The following is a 17111-nucleotide window of genomic DNA, read 5'->3' on the forward strand; positions in this document are numbered from 1 at the left end:
ATTAACGTACCTTTACTCTCAATTTAAGAGATTCGATCAGCTTTTCACCCATACCGTCCATTAAAATCCGATTGAGCTTCGTCGGTGACTTGACTTTTCCGTAAGGCATATCTGCGGCTTCATTCGGCCTATAGTTGGTGTCAACGTGCAGGAAACGGTACGCCCTCCGCCAAGCTTTAACGTAATCTGCTTTATTTGTCATATCGAAACCCCACTCGTCCATTAACGCTTCCAAGTACCCTTTTGCGTCCGCCCGCTGCCGTTCCCATTTCGCATACATCTGTTCCTGAGTCGGCTTGTTCATGGTATATTGTACTTTTTGCTCCGCCTCCCTCTTGCGAGTGGTTTCCGGCTTTTCTCCGGACAGTCCTGGGAACGAGTTAGGTACGTTGAAAACTCCCGTAATATTCGCCCTTAACAACATCTGCGTAAAAGTCAATGCCGCCCGCTGTGTCGTTTCGTTGTTATCCATGATGAGCGCGAGACGCCCACCCGTAGTTACTTTAATACTTACGTTCATTCCGTCATCTCCCTACATATCGATTATGATTCCGTCTTTTGCCTGCGAGAACGAAAGTACCCGCTGAATATCGTTTACAAAACTACGTAATCCCTCAAGTGCGCTATGGTATTCCGCCGCCGACTCCTGATTGATCGTACGGAACTCTATCTCGTAGTGGCGAAGGAAAGCGTACCTCTTTACGAAATCTCGCACGTCTGTTGAGAATAATGTTGCCGATCCGTCAACCTCCGTACTTGTGTCGATGCGATAAACGCCGTCATCCGGAGAAGGTCGGGCACGGAGTGCCTCTAATTCGGATTTGACTTCGCGTTCAGATTCCGTTACGGCTTCGATAGTGTCTCGTAAAACTTCGTAGTCAGATTCGGCCTTTTTACGAGCAGTTTGCTCCGCCTCTAGTTTCGCTAGGAGTTCGCGGTACTCCCGCAACGTCGTGATGTCGCCGGATAGGACGGCTGATTTCGCTAGCCGTTTAGATTCACTGTCCCCGGATGAGGGTTTCGCAATCTCGTACGTGAGGGATACGGGAAGGTCTTCGAGTAGTTCCTGTTGCTCGTCACATTTTGTTACAAGCACGTAACGGTGGATGAGTCTACTGGCTTGCATTCGGTTCATTCCTATGCTCAAAAGCCATCGCTCAAAATAACCATCATATTGATTGTTTCCAGCTAGGGCCTCCTGCGCCTCTTTCAATTCTCGCCCAAGCTCCGTATACGCCTTGCCGACGATCTCACGCATTTTCCGCTCTTTGCTACGGAGGAAGTCTGCGGTCTTTCCGTCGAGCTGTCCATAATCAAACGTTGTTATTTCCGTCGTTGTCATCCGTCTTCTTCGCCTCCTTTCTTCGGTTAATTAACGCAAGGGCTGCCTCCAACGCTATCCAACCTGCGATAAATACGAGAAACGAAATATCACCACTAGATATATCAACACGCTCCTTTACGATTTAGGTAATTCGTGGTAAAATTTAGGCAACTCCTAGTAGGTTGCATAGATTAGCGGGAACTTCCCGGTTTTGTGGACGGGCTTGCCCACGGCAAAACCTTGCCCTTCCGAAAGGAGGCGGTAGCATGACCATAGCGCTGCGTGCCACACGGGATGAAATATCCCTAACGTTGACGCTCAGTCCTGTGCTAGTGCGATCCCTTATCGTGCTGGCCGTGCGAATCCACTTTAAGTGGTAAGCATGTATCGCGAGGGGCGGACAAGGCCGAGGGAACACCACTTCCCTCTACGCCAAATCCGTAAATTCTCCGTAACCACCTCCGAGTTTAATTTCGTGTAAATCCGTAAGTAAGGTACTTTACCTACGATTCCTTTAAAGGCTAGTGATTCGGTTTTGTTTATAATAGTCGCGAAGTAAGGCGATTTTCCTTACTGAGCTAAGGTTTTCAATCTCGGTATTATTTAATGGTTCTCGTTATAATGGCTCTTGTTATTATGGTTCTAGTTAGTGTGACGTCCGCCGTGTGACGTTTGCCGTGTGATATCCGCGTCACACGGTTATTTGCCGTATCAAAATATTGATACCACAGCGTCAGTCCTCACCGTATACACCACGTTTGCCCAATGCTGCTTATCCGTCCGTTTCTGTTTCTCCGCGGTCACCAGCGGCTCGCCCCGCCATCTGTACGAAAGCAGCGCTTTGACCCGCCTATTTGCCGTTTCCCGCGCTACGGACAGCCCTTCCGCTATCGCCCACTGTGTCGGGTAGCAGCGGCCTGTATGGTCCATATACGAGGCGATAACTAGCAACGTTTGTAACCGGTCGGCCCCGAGGTCGGCGATAAGACCGGATCGGATGGCATCGGTGTAGAAACGGAGGAAGATACGGGATGAATCCGATTGCGGCGCGGTCATGACATTTGATTACGCCTCCTTTCGGGAATAACGGGCTTTTCCTTGTGTTTTTGCGGCTATATCTGTTAATACGACGCTTGTAGCATGGTTCGCACACTTTTCCGTAAATTTATTTGAAATTGGCGGGAAATTAGCGACAGGAGGCTCCTGGAGGGGTTAACGTAGGGGAAACGGGTTGGATGCGTAAATTGACGGTGCTGGACGGGTTAAAACGTGATTACGTATAGTAGCGATTGGCGAAAAGTGGTAAAATAGAGGAAAACGTAGAAGGGGTCATGAGTATGAAGACGTGTCCTTATTGCGCGGAGGAGATACAAGACGCGGCAATAAAATGTAAACACTGTGGAAGTATGCTAGAGGGTAGTGACACTCAGGTTAAACCACATGTAGATACAATTAATACAAGTAAGCCTGAATTAGATATAACGTCAATGGGGTTAGGTTTGTTCCTACTCGCGGCGAGTGTGTTCTTACTATTTTTATTTCCGATCGGAGCTATTTTTGGAATCATTTTCAGTTTAATTCTATTTGCAGCAAGTTTCTCCACAGGTAAGAAAGTTCCGTGCCCAAACTGTTCTCACGATGTTGTCGTAGTAAGAGGTGCTGTAAATGTAAAGTGTCGCCGTTGCCTCAACAGGTACCCTATTACGTATACAAAATAAGAAAAGCCCCGCACAGCTACCGTTGACTGCCCGGTTTAATCCGGATCGTGACGGTAGTGTACGGGGCTTTGGTTAGATATTAGTGGCGTTTTGCACCACGAACTAAACTATTTACAGGCGTAAAATTATCGTGACTTGCCCGCATCTCTTTTGTATCCATTTGAATATACCTACGCAATGTTCGAATATCCTTCCATCCACCGAGCTTTTGTAATGTAAATGGATCGCAGCCATTCAATATCATGTTCTTTGCCCAAGTATGCCTATACACGTGTGCCGTATTTTTCTTCTCAACAACTCCAGCCCTCTCAGCATGGTGTTTCAATCGTTTGTTGAAGTGGTTAGCTTTTATTGGCTCTCCGTTTACGGACAAGAATAGTTTGTCTACAGTAAAGTGTTGTTTATTCTCACCAATTAACTGTAGTAACAGCTTGACCGAGTGTGAGGATATAGGGACAAGTCTCGGCTTCCGGTTCTTGTTCCGTTCGCCCGGTAATTCGATGAACCGAGATTGAAAATCGACGTCGCTCGGACGTAGACTTAATAATTCGGAAATACGTAATCCAGAATCGAGCAGCAGGACGATTGCAACATAATCACGAAAGCCAACGAAGTCTCTTTGATTGGGCTGTGCTAATATCGATTTAACTTCGTCGTCCGTTAAGCAATTCGTTAAATCCACATCTTGGCGTAAGAGTTTTACGCCAGCAATCGGATTCTCTCCAATCAATCCGTCCCGTTCAAGTTGGTTGAAAACCGCCTTGAGAACCCGGAGCCGAATGTTAACTGTTGTGTCAGACAGCCCCACACCGTGATCCTTTTTATTATTGTACTTGTGATTCTCGTATCTTCGCGCTTCGTATTTCATCCATGCAATGTGATCACGGAATATTGCCGGAGAGAGTTCGTGAACCATTGTGATATTTGGATGAAATTTACGTAACCAGTCCGTGAAATAAATAAAGTCCTTGACATAATCATTAATCGTACGTTCACGAAGCCCCTCAGCCTTTTTCGTGGCAACAACCATATCTAACGCTTCTTGTAGCGTTAATTCCGGAAAATCAATTCGGGTAATTTGAATCTTCCTCTTACGTTTTGCTAAAGCCAAATAAAACGCCTCCTAACGGTTATCTGTACGAGACAGATCGTTAAGAGGCGTAATTAGCAACCCATAAACGGACATTTAGGGATTGTTATTATACATTTTCGGGATTGATAACGCTCAAAAATCCGTTGTAATTATCAACCCTACACCGTCAATGCCAACGTTAAGCAATCCGATATAAATCACCGTGAAAACCACCGTTGAAAATCCCGAAATCCCTTGCGGTGACTGGAATCAGCACTCGCCCGCTTCGCTCGGTTTGCCCGCATCGGTAGCTGTTCTGAAGCTGGAGCCGCAGCCGCAGGTAGCGGTTGCGTTCGGATTCTCGATTGTGAATCCTCCGCCCATTGCCGATTCCTTGAAATCAATCTGCAAGCCGTTCAGATATTTCAGGCTATCTTCATCCACGACCACCTTCAGGCCTTCAATGGACAGTTCTTTATCATTATCGTGCTGCTCGTCATCGAATCCCATTCCATAGGAAAATCCGGAGCAGCCGCCTTCTTTTACACCAACACGCAGAAACAGACCTGGCGTTTCTTCCTCCAGCAGCATATCTTTAATTCTTGCTGTTGCAGCTGAGCTGATTTCAATCATGGATATCCCTCCTGACCTGACTGTCTTACCCCTTTAGTATACTGCACATTTAAATTTCTCTCAACCATTCCAAATGACACCGGTTCAGCACTTTCCTGTTGCCGCTGCTTGACAAGGGGTTTATAATGGGGACAGTTAACACTTTAAAGTATCGCTTGTTACTTTTTTCACAAACCGCATTCCTGCCTGTCATCAGGTGGAAATCGCGGTCTTGTTGCTTTGGCTCTAAAAGGTTTATTATTGAAATGAGAGGTAATTGAAGGAGGTTTCGGTCATGAACATCGTCTTGACTACACCAGAGAAACGATTTCAGGAGATTACCGAGAAAGTTCGTCATGGCGAGCGCCTGTCTTTAGAGGACGGTATATTTTTGTACCAAACCGATGATTTATTGACTGTCGGTCAGCTGGCCAATGAGGTCAATCTTCGCAAGAATGGCAAAAAGGTTTATTTTATAGAAAACATGAGCCTGTATTTTACCAATGTCTGTGAATCGCACTGTGCGTTTTGCAATTTCCGCAAAGATCAGGGAGATGAAGGTGCCTATACCTTGAGCGGTCCTGAGATGATTGAATATGTAGAGAAGCACTTCCACCCTGGCGTTCGTGAGTTCCACATTGTCGGCGGGCACAATCAGCATGTCCCGTTTCAATACTACGTAGACTCGCTCAAAGCGCTCAAGGAGCGTTTTCCTGAGGTAACCCTGAAGGCCTATACGGCGGCAGAGATTGATTTCTTCTCCAGAATTAGCGGCCTCAGCTACAAGGAAGTGCTGGAAGAACTGATTAAGGCCGGGCTCGGCACGCTCACAGGCGGTGGCGCGGAGATTCTATCCGATCAGTACCGTAAAAAAATGCGCGTGGACAAGGCCGATGTAAGCGAGTATTTGCAGGTTCACCGCACCGCTCATGAGCTTGGGCTGCGCACGCATACAACGATGCTGTACGGCTCCATTGAAACGCATCAGCAGCGCATTGAGCATATGATGCACATCCGCGAGCTGCAGGATGAAACAAATGGCTTTATGGTATTCATCCCGCTTTCCATGCAGCCAATCAATCCGAAAGCAGGCATCAGACGCCGCAACTCGGCTTTTGAAGACTTGAAGACCATCGCGATCAGCCGCTTGATGCTGGATAACATTCAACATATCAAAGCTTACTTCATCAATATCGGTACGCAGCTTACCCAGGTTTCCCTTGCTATGGGAGCCAGCGACGTGCATGGAACGATTGTCAAAGAGCGCATCAGCCATGCGGCAGGCGCCCTTACTCCGGCAGGGATTACCCGTGAGGATCTGATCTGGCTCGTCAAGGGTGCCGGACGGATACCGATCGAGCGCGATACCTTTTATAATGAAGTGAAAGTGTACGAGTAAATCAGCACATACTAATGCAGAACTGGCCGGAAGTCATGGAAGTAATTCAGTAAAGCCAAACAGATAAGGTTGGGATACACATGAAACGGTTTGTAATTTTAGGAGGCGGCTACGGCGGGCTGACGCTCGTCCAAAGCTTGCTTGAAGATACGATTCCAGACGATGTGACAATTACCTTAATTGACAGGATGCCTTTTCAAGGACTGAAGACAGAGTATTATGCATTAGCAGCGGGAACAGCCTCTGACATGGAGCTTAGAGTGCAGTTCCCGACTGACCCTCGCCTGAAGCTTGCTTTCGGGGAAGTCACCGGCGTTGATTTTAATACCCGTACCGTCCAGATGGAAGGCCAAGACCCGATTGAGTATGACGGGCTCGCCATTGCTCTGGGCTGTACGGACCGTTATCACGGTATTGAAGGGGCGGAGCAATTTTCCACCTCTATTCAGACATTCTCAGCCACGCGTGAGACGTACCGCCAGCTGTGCGATGTGAAGCCTTACGGGCAAGTCACGATCGTCGGCGGCGGGCTGAGCGGTGTCGAGGTCGCTGCAGAGCTTAGGGAGAGCCGGCCGGATCTGAATATCCGCATTCTGGACCGCGGCAACAATATCTTGTCCGCCTTCCCGACAAAACTCCAGCAATATGTAGCCTCCTGGTTCTACAATCACCATGTAGAAATGTGCGGCCATGTCTCCTTGACGAAGCTGGAGCAAGGCGTTTTGTACAACCAGGACAAAACCATTGAGACCGACGTTACGGTATGGACAGCCGGTATTCAGCCGGTGTCTATTGTTCAGCAAATGGATTTGCCGAAGGATTCGCAAGGCCGGCTGATTATTAATGAACTGCACCAAATTCCCGAGCACCCGGAGGTATTCGTTGTCGGGGATTGTGCAAGTCTGCCCTACTCCCCAAGCGCCCAAGCCGCCGAAGCTCAAGGCAAGCAGATCGCCGAAGTTGTACATGCCATCTGGCATAACAAAGAGTGCAAGCTCGGCGATATCAAGCTTAAAGGCGTCCTGGGATCTCTGGGCAAAAAATCAGGCTTTGGCATGATGGGCAAGCGGGCCATTATCGGCTACGTGCCGCGTGTATTGAAAAGCGGTGTGCTTTGGATGTCGAAGCATCACCTCGGTTAAGATTACATGTCATCAAGCAGCTTGTCCAATGCTTCCTGGTCGTCCTTCTGGCGTTTGAGTGCCGCAAGAATTCGGTCGTACAGCTCTTCGACTTTCTCGGCAGCTACAATCTCGCCTTCGACCAGAGCATAAGGTGAAAGGTAACATTCGCCGCAGTTGCCCAGACAGCCGTATTCGTCAACTTCAAACTCCGGGTTCTCTTCAAGCTTCTCCATAACCCGGAAAGTGCCATGGTGCATGTTGCTGGCACAGAATTCAATCATTGGTTTAATCATATTGTCACCTAACCTTGTTAGCTCCATTTTCATTTTACTTACTTTATATTATAATATAGAAAGAAAGGAGTGAATGGCAATGAGCGAAAACGCACAAAGCGCAATTTATGATGAAGTATTGGACGTTCTCGACAAGCTGCGCCCGTTCCTGCAACGTGACGGCGGCGACGTTGAACTGGTTGATGTAGAGGATGGCATCGTGAAGCTGAAGCTGGTTGGCGCATGCGGCAGCTGCCCAAGCTCAACGATCACTTTGAAAGCCGGTATTGAACGTGCCCTTGTAGAAGAAGTAGAGGGCATTCAAGAGGTCGTTCAAGTATTCTAAGACATGTATGAATCCGTTATGCGGCTCACATGCTCATCTTAAGCAAAGAGTCTGGCCCGCAACAACGCCTTTATCCGGCGATGCTGCTGACAGACTCTTTTTTGCGCCCTCTATTCAGCTTGATCCTACCCTTTGAGCGTGCGCTTGATCGGGTCCAGCCCGCCGGTTACATCCAGAATATTGCCGGTTATAAAATCGGATCTGGAATCACACAAAAAGCAGATTGCACGGCCGACATCCTCTCCCGTTCCCGGTCTGCCGCGCGGCGATTCCTCATCGATTTCCCCTTCCACATCATCAATGGATTTCTCCTTGTTAATTCCCCGGATATCTCCCGGGCATATCATGTTTACCGTAATGCCGTGCGCAGCTTCCTCGACAGCCAGTGTCTTTGTAAACGATACAAGTCCGGTTTTGGCGGCGGCATATACAGCCCTGTGAGGCCATGCTCTTGCTTCTCCGGCATGACCGAACCCAAAGTGTATAATCCGTCCCCACCGGCGCGCACGCATCCCTGGGAGCACACGGTGGTCCAGAAGCATGACACCGAGCAGATTGCCGTTAAGCATCTGATAGATTTCCTCCGTACTGTAATCCAGGAATACTCTCCGTTCCCGGATGAACGGGCCAGCATTATTAATCAGAATATCAATACTCCCGAAGGTTCTCTCCGCTTCATCGGCAAGATGTTTGACCTGCTCAGGGTCAGAGATATCGGCCTGCACCGCAGCTGCCCCAACTCCAAGCGATTCGATTTGTCTTTTGAGCTGAAGCGCTTCCGGTTTGCTGTTTACATAATTCAATATAATATTGCAGCCCTGACTCGCCAAGAGCAGTGCTGTACTTTTGCCGAGTCCTTTGGCACTGCCGGTAATTAAAGCCGTTTTCCCCTTTAAATCCACGGAATTTCTCCCCTCCACAGCTTGATAGCATAACAGCTTTACGCCTTCAATGGCAGTCAGGCACAAAGCTCCGCCAAGAACATCTTTTCAATAAGCCTGCCATCTCCCATGCCAAGGCTTATATCAGCTCAGCGAAATTTAGCGTAAGCATAGTCAAACGTATGGTATAAGGACTCCATAACCATCTCGCAGCCCCTGTCCAGATCATTCAGCTGCCCGCTAATATTTTCAAGTTCGGCTTCCTGGCTGTTCATACTGTCCAGACGGCGAAGATCGTCCTGCATCTCCGGGTTCATGTAATGAATTTCGGTATTGCGTCTTTTGCGTAATCGGGATAGAGGTTCCTTGTAGCGTTCCTTCAGCTCATTAAGCGTCTTGGATAATGGGGGGTGCAAATTCTTTTCTCTCATGTTACGCAGAACGGTGAAATACGAAAAATGCGGCTTAACCCGCTCTGTCCGGAGCTGGAACATATCGTTCATAAGTGTCCCCAATTTATCCAGCAGCGAAAAGACGCGAATAAAGGCATTTTTATCGAAATAAACATGGCGGTAATAGCTGAGCAAATCCTCTTCGGTCATCTCAGCCATAGAAGTTGTCTTGATCTGGCCTGCAAACCGGTGGGAAGCATATTGGCTCTCCTCCAACTCATCCAGTGAGGCCAATAGTCCAAGTGTCCAAATTTCATACTTCCGCAAGCTGTGCTCCTGCTGCGGGTTTTCCTTGATCCGCTTCTGCATAAGGGAGACGAAACGCCGAATCAGATGAATGGTCTCGCCTAATCGGCCTTCGAGCTTACGCGGCGGTTCCCCAAACATCATACGAAGCATCGCAGGGCCACCTTTCCTCACGTCTGCTTTAACTGCCAACGGTAAAATACCCGCTTCGCCTTACTTAAGTAGTATGGTGCAGCAGGGCTGAAATATTCTTTCGCGCCTGGCGCTTCAGGTATCATTCCAGCCTTTTTTTATTTTACCATGTGCTGCCCCTGCGCATCTACACTGCAGACGTGTGCCCGGTCAAAATTAGTAGCTCGTGCGACCCTTCCTGGATCTCCATGCCTGAATACATATATCAACCAACAGCGCAAAATAGCCGCAAATAATCAAATTATGAAGCAATCCTGTGAAAATAAACACATTCTCATTGCCAATGGCAAACGTTAAAAGCGCTCCGCTGAATACTTGCACAATAACCAAAATAGTGGACAAGCGGCTCATCCGCAGCAGTCCTTCATGGGAAGTATGCTTATGAATATGAATCGTCAGCAGGATGACAAGCACCACAAGAATCAGCGCCGCAATACGGTGCATGAAGACAATCCCTGATGCCCCGCTCAATTCGGGAATCACTTGACCGTTACATAGCGGCCAGCCCAGACATCCTCCTCCGGATTTGGTATGCCGGATAAAGGCTCCGATATAGACTACGATATACGTATAAACAAACAGCGCAAAGGAAAATTTGTAGACGGAAGCCGGCACGGTATTCCACTGCGGGGCCGCCTTGCCTTTCCTGTAGCGTGACGCCCAGATGACCAGCAGCAATGTACTGGCAAAAGCCATGAGCGAGAAGCCGAAATGCAGCGCCATAACAGGCGGCGATTGCGGCCACATAACAGCAGCGGCGCCAAGCAGCGCTTGCAGTACAGTAAAGAACAATGCGCTCCCGGAATAGACAAGCGCTTCCTTTTGGCTGCGGAATTTGACCAGGGTATAGATAAAGACCAAAACCACAACAAGCCCTACAATTCCCGTTACCAGACGGTGAGAATATTCAATAAAAGATTCGAGTGTATACGCGGGAATGAACTTGCCATGACACAGCGGCCAATCATCTCCACATCCCCTGCCCGAACCGGTGTTGGTTACAAGCGCCCCGTTCAATAATACGAGCAGCATCCCTATAGTAGAGACAAGCGCAAGCAGGCGGTAGCTTTTGGGTACCAAAACATTCACCACTTTTCGTATAAATAATTACAACCCATTATAGCGATAAAAAAAGGCAAAAGCCATGTTGAAAATGTGACAATCCCCGTCAGAACAACGGTTTGCTCAACGTGTCAACACCCTGTCACACATCACGCCCGGCGGCATTCGGCAGCCGCATCATTGCTTATAGCTTATCCAATCTTACGGATAACCGGGCAGGAATGAATAGCTTGGACAACCAGCCAGTTCTCATAAAAGAATTCGCACCAGCTGAAATGCAGGCATAAAAATACCCGCAAAAGCAGCTTCCCTAAACAGGCTGCTCTGCGGGTATTTTATCTATTCATTCTAGCCCTGCTTACCATCAATTAGTTGCCGGCCAAAGCACCTTGCACCTGAATGGCACGGTCAACAAACTGCTCGATTTCCTCGCGGCTTTTGCGGAGCTTGTTAACGAAGCGCACCAGTTCCTTGCCTTCATAGAAAGCAATGAAGCTTGGAATACCCAAAATATTCAACTCGCTGCACAGCTCAGGCATATCGTCACGGTCAATTTCCACGAAGGTCACTTGCCCTTTAAAGTGTTCCTCAACCGCGGGCATAAACGGATCGATGAAATGGCAATCCGGACACCAGGTCGTTTTGAATACTGCAATGGTCAGCTGCTGCTTGCCCGCCAAATCACGGAACTGCTGCTCTGTCTGCAGTTTTTGCATAGTTTTACAGCTCCCTTTCTGCAATTAGGATGCGGTAATCGTCGCCCCAATCCTCCCAATGCAGCTTCCCGCCAAGAGCCTGAATCAAATCACGAGCAGGCACGTAAAGCGTTCCGTCTACCTTGGTAGTAGGTGAGGACCATTTTACCACATTTCCGTTCACAGTCAAAGAATCCGCATCTTTCACAATGGAAATTCTAGTGTTGGTCGGCTTGTCATAAATTTTGAACGTTGTGTCATCCTCTGTGTAATCCAGACTTGCACCGAACTGGTCCAATGTGTCGCGCAGCGGAAGCAGTGTCAGCCCCTGAGGCAGCACGATTGGCGGATGATCGTCATATTCCCCGAAGTACAAGCTTTGCTTGTTCATGCCAAACTTCTTCAGCAGATTATATACAGTGGAATCTTCATTGAAGAATTGCAACATTTGGAAGCTTTCGGAATTGAACACTTGATCGAAGCCGTAGTAAACGGAAGTTTCGGATGGCTTGACAGGCGTCACAATGCCGTTTACATTCCAGCTTTCACTCGTAATATTAAGACTAAAGCCTTCTAAAGGACTGGCCATAAATTCTTCTGACTGATCCACGCCTGGTTTAAATACCGCTGTTACAGCTGATTTGCGGATATCCAGCTTGGAATCTACAAACAGATTGTATTTCAGATAGGAGTTGGCATTCAGAATTTCCTTGTAGTCACTGTCATTAATCGCGCTGTCCAGTTCAGTCTTGATTTCCTTCAGGAACTTGATGAATCCATCCGCTCCTTCAGCAGCAAGCTGCTCCTTGGTTTTCCCTTCCAAATACTCCTCAGAGAACGGATCGGCGACGCCCAGGGATTCCCAAAGGTCAGGCTGTTCGGATGTAATGCGGATTAGTTCAGTCAGCACATTCTTAACGCCCTCAGGATCAGAAATCAGTGCAGACAGGAAGCTTTGTACCCAAGGCAGCAGCTCGGAGCCGTCAATATCAGCCTCTACATGCATACCTGTCAATTTCTCATTATGGACAGTCTCGCTTCCCGGTTTAACGGAAATGCGTTTCGGGTTAGGAAGCTTCTCAATAATAAATCCGCTAGCTGTTTCCATCACCTTTCTCTGCAGCTCGGCAACCTTAGCTTCAAGCTCCGCATTCGTCTCTGCATCAGCAGCAGCTTCTTCCAGCTCAGGCAACCCGTACCCGTAATAGGCAATGTCTTTAATGTTAAACACAAACGGACGCTTCGCCCCATCAATATGTATTACAGCTTGCTTATGGTCGCTATACACGGAGAAGCCAATCTTCTCGCTGCCCAGTGACAGCACGCCATCCGTAGAAAAATGCTGCTCTTTATTCATCTTGATATCTGTCAGTTCCAGTTTTACATTTGAAAATAATTCCATCATTGCGGCTTCTTCCGGATCAAGTCCTTCAGCCGCATTCTCTTTCAACAACAACTTGAACTCCATGGTCTGGTTGCCTTCAGAGGAAGTTACCTTCAAGGACTGCTTCAATGCGGAGTTGAAATCCAGCCCTCCTACAGACTGACAGCCCGCAGCAATGATAAGGACCATCGATAGCAATAATGCAATCAGTCCCTTTCTGCTCTTCATAATTTTATTCAAGATACCTTTCCCCTCTCCATTAAATTGTAACAGCGTTTATTTTAGCACAAGCGCCGTTATTTGGTAACGGGAATTTAGGGCTATTCCCTACTACTATATAACCAGTCGAAAGATGGAAGTAAACACAATTCCGGATAAAAATGTTACGCAAAATAGAAAATAACCATAAAATAAACAAAAAAGGGAAATTCAGCTGAAATTCAAAAAATAACAGCTGGCGTTTCCCTTTTCCTTTTATGAGTGAGCTTGAGGCTGCTTGCCGCCCAAACGGCGAAGAAGCACATTAAATACTTTGCGAAGCGGTCCCGGAAAAGAGGACGCATCCTGGGCAGTGACAATTTTCAACAAAACCAGCAGTACAAAATAGCTGACAATCATGACGAGGCCGGAGCATGCAGCTGAAAAGAAAAATTGCAGCTTGTCCGGCAGCGGATCAAGCAGGATCCGGCCGCCCAGTTCAACTCCAAAGCCCAGCGCTCCGGTAATGGCCACAGTCAATATATAGCGGCTCCAGCGGCCGCCCAGCACATTGAGACTGACCTCCTTGCGGATGACCCGCAGGTTCAGTGCAGTAATCATAATAAAGCAAAGCGTAGATGCGATAATAAGGCCATATACTCCCAGGAACGGGCCCAAAGCAATGCTTCCGGCCACCTTCACTGCAATCCCTGCGAACGTATGCCGCAGCGGACTCGTCTGCTTGCCCATTCCGAACAGCATTGAATTGGTCGTCATCATCGTAATCTGAAATATCGTTCCGGCTGTAAGCGCCGCGACGATACCGCTGCCCCCGGTTCCCTCGAACAAAAATCCCGTTACGGAAACAGCTGCTATCGTAAGCGAGAGCGCGGCAGGAATGCCCGTGAACAGCACGATGCGCATGACCAGCGAGCCCTGACGCTGCACCTCCGCCATATTGCGGACGGAATAGGCCGAAGAGATGGCCGGAATGATTGAGGTACTCAAGGCAATAGCCAGAATTGGCGGAAGGCCTGCCACTCCCTGCGCCCTGATTCCGAGCCAATTCAGGGCAGCAAGTGCCCCTTCTGCAGAATAGTAAGCCCCGGTTACCCGGTTGAACAGCAAAGTATCAAACATGTATAAGAGCTGCACCGTCATGGCTGTGATTACGATCGGAACCGATATTCGGAACAGCTCGCCATAAATTGTTTTCAATCTCAGTTTGACGATGCCGGTCTTCTGCTCTCTTTGAATGGTTGCCTGCATGGCCTCATCAGCAGTATCCTGACGGCGCAGCTTGCGGGCATACCAGAGCATGACCAGAAATGCGCCGATGCTTCCGAGCACGCTGCCAAATGAAGCTCCGGCTGCCAGCCACTCATTGTCAAACCCGATTGACAACAGCAAGAGAGCAAGTCCAACCGCCGTAATGACACGGAAAATCTGCTCCACAATTTGCGAGATCGCCCCGGCGCTCATCATTTGCCTGCCCTGGAAATAGCCGCGCATCATAGCAATCACCGGGAACAGCAGCAAGGATGGCGCAATCGCCTGAACCGCAAGCCTCGCACCCGGATATCCCGAAATCTCGGTCACGATAAACGGGGAAAATACATAAAGCAATACCGCCATCATAATTCCGGAGACGGCCCCGAACAGCAGCGCTGCCCGGTAAATTTGCTGACCCTCATGAACCCGTCCCTGTGCGTAGCGCTCGGAGACCATTTTGCTGATTGCGCTAGGGATTCCGCCTGTTGCGATAATAAGCAGGAACAGATACACGTTGTTCGCCTGGGCGAAATAAGTCCCTCCGTCCTTCCCCAGAATGCTGTCTAGAGGAATACGCTGAAACAGGCCTAAAAAACGGGCGACCAGAGCGGCCGCCGCCAATATAAGTGTTCCTTTAAGCAGAGAATCTTTTTTTATCATTTCCTTTAAATACCCGCCTGTTCCTCCGCTTGATCAGCCTTTGATAGGCTCCAGCGGTTGATGATTGCCTCTGACAGGCGCTGCTGCCCCCGAAGGAGCTGCCCAGCGGACTCCATTGCGGATTGCTTGCAGTACCTCAGGATGGTAGTAGGTCGGGTGGCTCTCATGTCCGGGACGGAAATAAAAGATTTTGCCCTGGCCGCGATAGAAAGTGCAGCCGCTGCGGAATACTTCCCCGCCTTCAAACCAGCTGATAAATACCAGCTCGTCCGGCGCTGGAATATCAAAATGCTCACCGTACATTTCCTCATGATCAATGGTAATATATTCAGGCAGTCCCGAAGCGATCGGATGCGCAGGGTTTACAACCCATATCCGTTCTTTCTCGTTGGCCTCGCGCCATTTCAGATCACAGCCTGTCCCCATCAAAGCTTTGAAAATCTTGGAGAAATGTCCCGAGTGCAGAACAATAAGACCCATTCCGGCCAGCACTCTCGCCTTCACACGCTCAACAATGGCGTCCTCAACCTCATCATGAGCCAGATGGCCCCACCAGAGCAGTACATCGGTATTTGCCAGCACTTCCTCGGTCAAGCCATGCTCCGGCTCATCCAGCGTTGCCGTTCTGATTTCAATTCCGCCCTCGGCAATGCCCTTGGCAAGCGCCTCATGAATGCCGTCCGGATAAATTTTCGCTACAGCTTCATTGTTCTTTTCATGCCTGAATTCATTCCATATCGTCACTTTAATCATTGAATCCGTACACTCCCAATCGTGGAATTAATAAATCAGCAGCCATACAATGAACAAGACGATCATCAGCAGCTGCAAAATAATTTTGACCACCGTGCTGGAGAACAGGCCAATAACGGACCCGTACCCTACTTTCAGCGACTGCTTTGCGTCAGTACCAACCATCAGTTCCCCGATAACCGCACCGACAAACGGGCCGATCAAAAGCCCAAAGCCCGGTATGAGAAACGGACCGATCAAAATTCCAACCGTACTGCCGATAACGGATGCCCTGGAGCCGCCGTACTTCTTGACTCCCCAGGCATTGACCGCATAATCGGCAATAAACAGCACCACAACAATCAATGTCTGCACGGTCCAGAAAAACCAGTTAAACGGCGCAAAACTGATCATGAACCCATACACAAAAAAAGCGCCATAGATCGCAAGCGCCCCGGGCAGAACCGGGAAGATCGCTCCCGCCATACCTACAGCGAACAGGACGATAACCAGAATCCAGCCTGCAATTTCCATCGTCCAAAGCTCCCTCCCTTCAAGTCAGTCCAACATTGTGCAATGCCCTGGTGCCACTACAGTGTGTAAGTTCGTTATTGCGATCAAGCCAGTTTCATAGACGGCCCCTCGATTGAGCCGGATTAAATTTTAACAATATGCTCCAGCACATGGGCAATGGCATCCTCGTTATTGGATACGGTAACGGCATTAGCTGCCTGCTTCACCGCATCCTGCGCATTCCCCATCGCAATGCCCAGACCGGCTTCACGGATTGCTGCAATATCATTGAGACTGTCGCCGACCGCAATAACCTGGGACATATCCAGCTCCAGCAGACCGCATAGCTCTTGCAGGGCGGATGCTTTAGAGATGCCCCCGGGATTAATCTCAAGATTAGTCGGTGAGGAATTGGATATTTCCAATCCGCCCCAATTGCTGATCTCCTGTATGATTGCCTCACGCGCTGCATCATTTTTCGTATCGTAGCCAAATTTCAGCCAGTGCAGATCATCCGGCGACTGCCCCGGCTCCAGCCATTTTTCTGTATTATATACTTTGTCGACGGTATAGCCCCAATGCCAGGTTTCGTGTTTTTGTGCAAGCTCCAGGAGCCGGCTGACGATTCCTTCATTAAGGAACGTCCGGCGGTAGAGCACATGCGGACGGTGCCAGATTTCTCCGCCATTGACCGTAATCATCGGTGTGTCCAGCTTGAGCTGCTCGGCATAAGGAAGGGCGCTTTGAAATCCGCGTCCGGTAGAGAGGCAGACGATCATTCCAGCCTCCCGGGCCTTATATATCCACGCTGCATTTTTACTGCTGATCTCGCTTGTATCATTGAGCAATGTTCCATCCATATCCAACGCAATCAATTTATATTTATTCATGATGCTCCTCCCTCACCTTGCTCTACAGACATTTTAGCATACTTGCCTGGCTTTAAAAACAGCAAGA

At 48.8% G+C, this 17111-nt stretch carries 19 protein-coding genes; 4 read left to right on the forward strand and 15 right to left on the reverse strand.

Features of this window, described 5'->3' with window-relative positions; all coding sequences use genetic code 11:
- Position 1: 1 nt before the first annotated feature.
- The 3 genes from H583_RS0106960 to H583_RS0106975 form a co-directional block, all read right to left on the reverse strand.
- Positions 2-520: a hypothetical protein gene (locus H583_RS0106960; RefSeq protein WP_028559832.1), complete on the reverse strand. Its 519-nt coding sequence runs from the start codon at positions 518-520 to the stop codon at positions 2-4.
- Positions 521-532: 12 nt separating this feature from the next.
- Complete coding sequence (locus H583_RS0106965) at positions 533-1342, reverse strand: hypothetical protein (RefSeq protein WP_028559833.1); 810 nt, start codon at positions 1340-1342, stop codon at positions 533-535.
- 693 nt (positions 1343-2035) lie between these two features.
- The gene (locus H583_RS0106975) at positions 2036-2380 is read right to left on the reverse strand and encodes a helix-turn-helix domain-containing protein (RefSeq protein WP_028559834.1); all 345 of its coding nucleotides are present in this window, start codon (positions 2378-2380) and stop codon (positions 2036-2038) included.
- Between the two features lie 281 nt (positions 2381-2661).
- Here H583_RS0106975 and H583_RS38095 point away from each other — a divergent pair, with 281 nt between their 5' ends.
- Complete coding sequence (locus H583_RS38095; protein ID WP_028559835.1) at positions 2662-3042, forward strand: hypothetical protein; 381 nt, start codon at positions 2662-2664, stop codon at positions 3040-3042.
- Between the two features lie 79 nt (positions 3043-3121).
- Here the strand turns inward: H583_RS38095 and H583_RS0106985 are convergent, their stop codons facing one another.
- Positions 3122-4153 carry a tyrosine-type recombinase/integrase gene (locus H583_RS0106985; RefSeq protein WP_028559836.1) on the reverse strand — a complete coding sequence of 344 codons (1032 nt, stop codon included), beginning with the start codon at positions 4151-4153 and terminating at the stop codon, positions 3122-3124.
- A gap of 231 nt (positions 4154-4384) precedes the next feature.
- The gene (locus H583_RS0106990) at positions 4385-4747 is read right to left on the reverse strand and encodes a HesB/IscA family protein (RefSeq protein ID WP_028559837.1); all 363 of its coding nucleotides are present in this window, start codon (positions 4745-4747) and stop codon (positions 4385-4387) included.
- Between the two features lie 274 nt (positions 4748-5021).
- Between H583_RS0106990 and mqnE the strand changes: the two genes are divergently transcribed.
- Together mqnE and H583_RS0107000 are read left to right on the forward strand one after the other, a co-directional pair.
- Entirely contained in the window at positions 5022-6125 is a 1104-nt protein-coding gene (gene mqnE, locus H583_RS0106995) for an aminofutalosine synthase MqnE (protein WP_028559838.1), read from the forward strand.
- 80 nt (positions 6126-6205) lie between these two features.
- Entirely contained in the window at positions 6206-7267 is a 1062-nt protein-coding gene (locus tag H583_RS0107000) for an NAD(P)/FAD-dependent oxidoreductase (RefSeq protein WP_028559839.1), read from the forward strand.
- A gap of 2 nt (positions 7268-7269) precedes the next feature.
- Here H583_RS0107000 and H583_RS0107005 read toward each other — a convergent pair whose 3' ends face one another.
- The gene (locus H583_RS0107005; protein ID WP_028559840.1) at positions 7270-7539 is read right to left on the reverse strand and encodes a YuzB family protein; all 270 of its coding nucleotides are present in this window, start codon (positions 7537-7539) and stop codon (positions 7270-7272) included.
- An 82-nt stretch (positions 7540-7621) separates the two neighbouring features.
- Here H583_RS0107005 and H583_RS0107010 point away from each other — a divergent pair, with 82 nt between their 5' ends.
- Positions 7622-7867 carry a NifU family protein gene (locus tag H583_RS0107010; RefSeq protein ID WP_028559841.1) on the forward strand — a complete coding sequence of 82 codons (246 nt, stop codon included), beginning with the start codon at positions 7622-7624 and terminating at the stop codon, positions 7865-7867.
- Positions 7868-7992: 125 nt separating this feature from the next.
- On the opposite strand, the gene H583_RS0107015 is transcribed toward H583_RS0107010, so the two are convergent.
- The 9 genes from H583_RS0107015 to H583_RS0107055 all read right to left on the reverse strand — a co-directional run bounded on the left by H583_RS0107015 (position 7993) and on the right by H583_RS0107055 (position 17044).
- Positions 7993-8769 carry an SDR family oxidoreductase gene (locus H583_RS0107015; protein WP_028559842.1) on the reverse strand — a complete coding sequence of 259 codons (777 nt, stop codon included), beginning with the start codon at positions 8767-8769 and terminating at the stop codon, positions 7993-7995.
- Between the two features lie 128 nt (positions 8770-8897).
- Entirely contained in the window at positions 8898-9599 is a 702-nt protein-coding gene (locus H583_RS0107020) for a Cthe_2314 family HEPN domain-containing protein (protein ID WP_028559843.1), read from the reverse strand.
- Positions 9600-9794: 195 nt separating this feature from the next.
- Positions 9795-10727, reverse strand: coding sequence for a COX15/CtaA family protein (locus H583_RS0107025; RefSeq protein WP_425414503.1), 933 nt, complete (start codon positions 10725-10727; stop codon positions 9795-9797).
- Between the two features lie 341 nt (positions 10728-11068).
- On the reverse strand, positions 11069-11416 hold the full coding sequence (locus H583_RS0107030; RefSeq protein WP_028559845.1) for a thioredoxin family protein: 348 nt from the start codon (positions 11414-11416) through the stop codon (positions 11069-11071).
- Positions 11417-11420: 4 nt separating this feature from the next.
- The gene (locus H583_RS0107035) at positions 11421-13019 is read right to left on the reverse strand and encodes a copper amine oxidase N-terminal domain-containing protein (protein WP_028559846.1); all 1599 of its coding nucleotides are present in this window, start codon (positions 13017-13019) and stop codon (positions 11421-11423) included.
- A gap of 234 nt (positions 13020-13253) precedes the next feature.
- Entirely contained in the window at positions 13254-14909 is a 1656-nt protein-coding gene (locus H583_RS0107040; protein ID WP_028559847.1) for a putative polysaccharide biosynthesis protein, read from the reverse strand.
- Positions 14910-14942: 33 nt separating this feature from the next.
- The gene (locus H583_RS0107045) at positions 14943-15662 is read right to left on the reverse strand and encodes a ThuA domain-containing protein (RefSeq protein ID WP_028559848.1); all 720 of its coding nucleotides are present in this window, start codon (positions 15660-15662) and stop codon (positions 14943-14945) included.
- Between the two features lie 27 nt (positions 15663-15689).
- A complete protein-coding gene (locus H583_RS0107050; RefSeq protein ID WP_028559849.1) occupies positions 15690-16175 on the reverse strand; it encodes a DUF456 domain-containing protein in 486 nt (161 codons plus the stop codon).
- Between the two features lie 122 nt (positions 16176-16297).
- Positions 16298-17044, reverse strand: a complete 747-nt coding sequence (locus H583_RS0107055; protein WP_028559850.1) for a Cof-type HAD-IIB family hydrolase — start codon at positions 17042-17044, stop codon at positions 16298-16300.
- Positions 17045-17111 lie beyond the last annotated feature (67 nt).

This window comes from Paenibacillus pinihumi DSM 23905 = JCM 16419 (assembly GCF_000422505.1).
In the GTDB taxonomy this organism is placed as follows: Bacteria; Bacillota; Bacilli; order Paenibacillales; family Paenibacillaceae; genus Paenibacillus_D; species Paenibacillus_D pinihumi.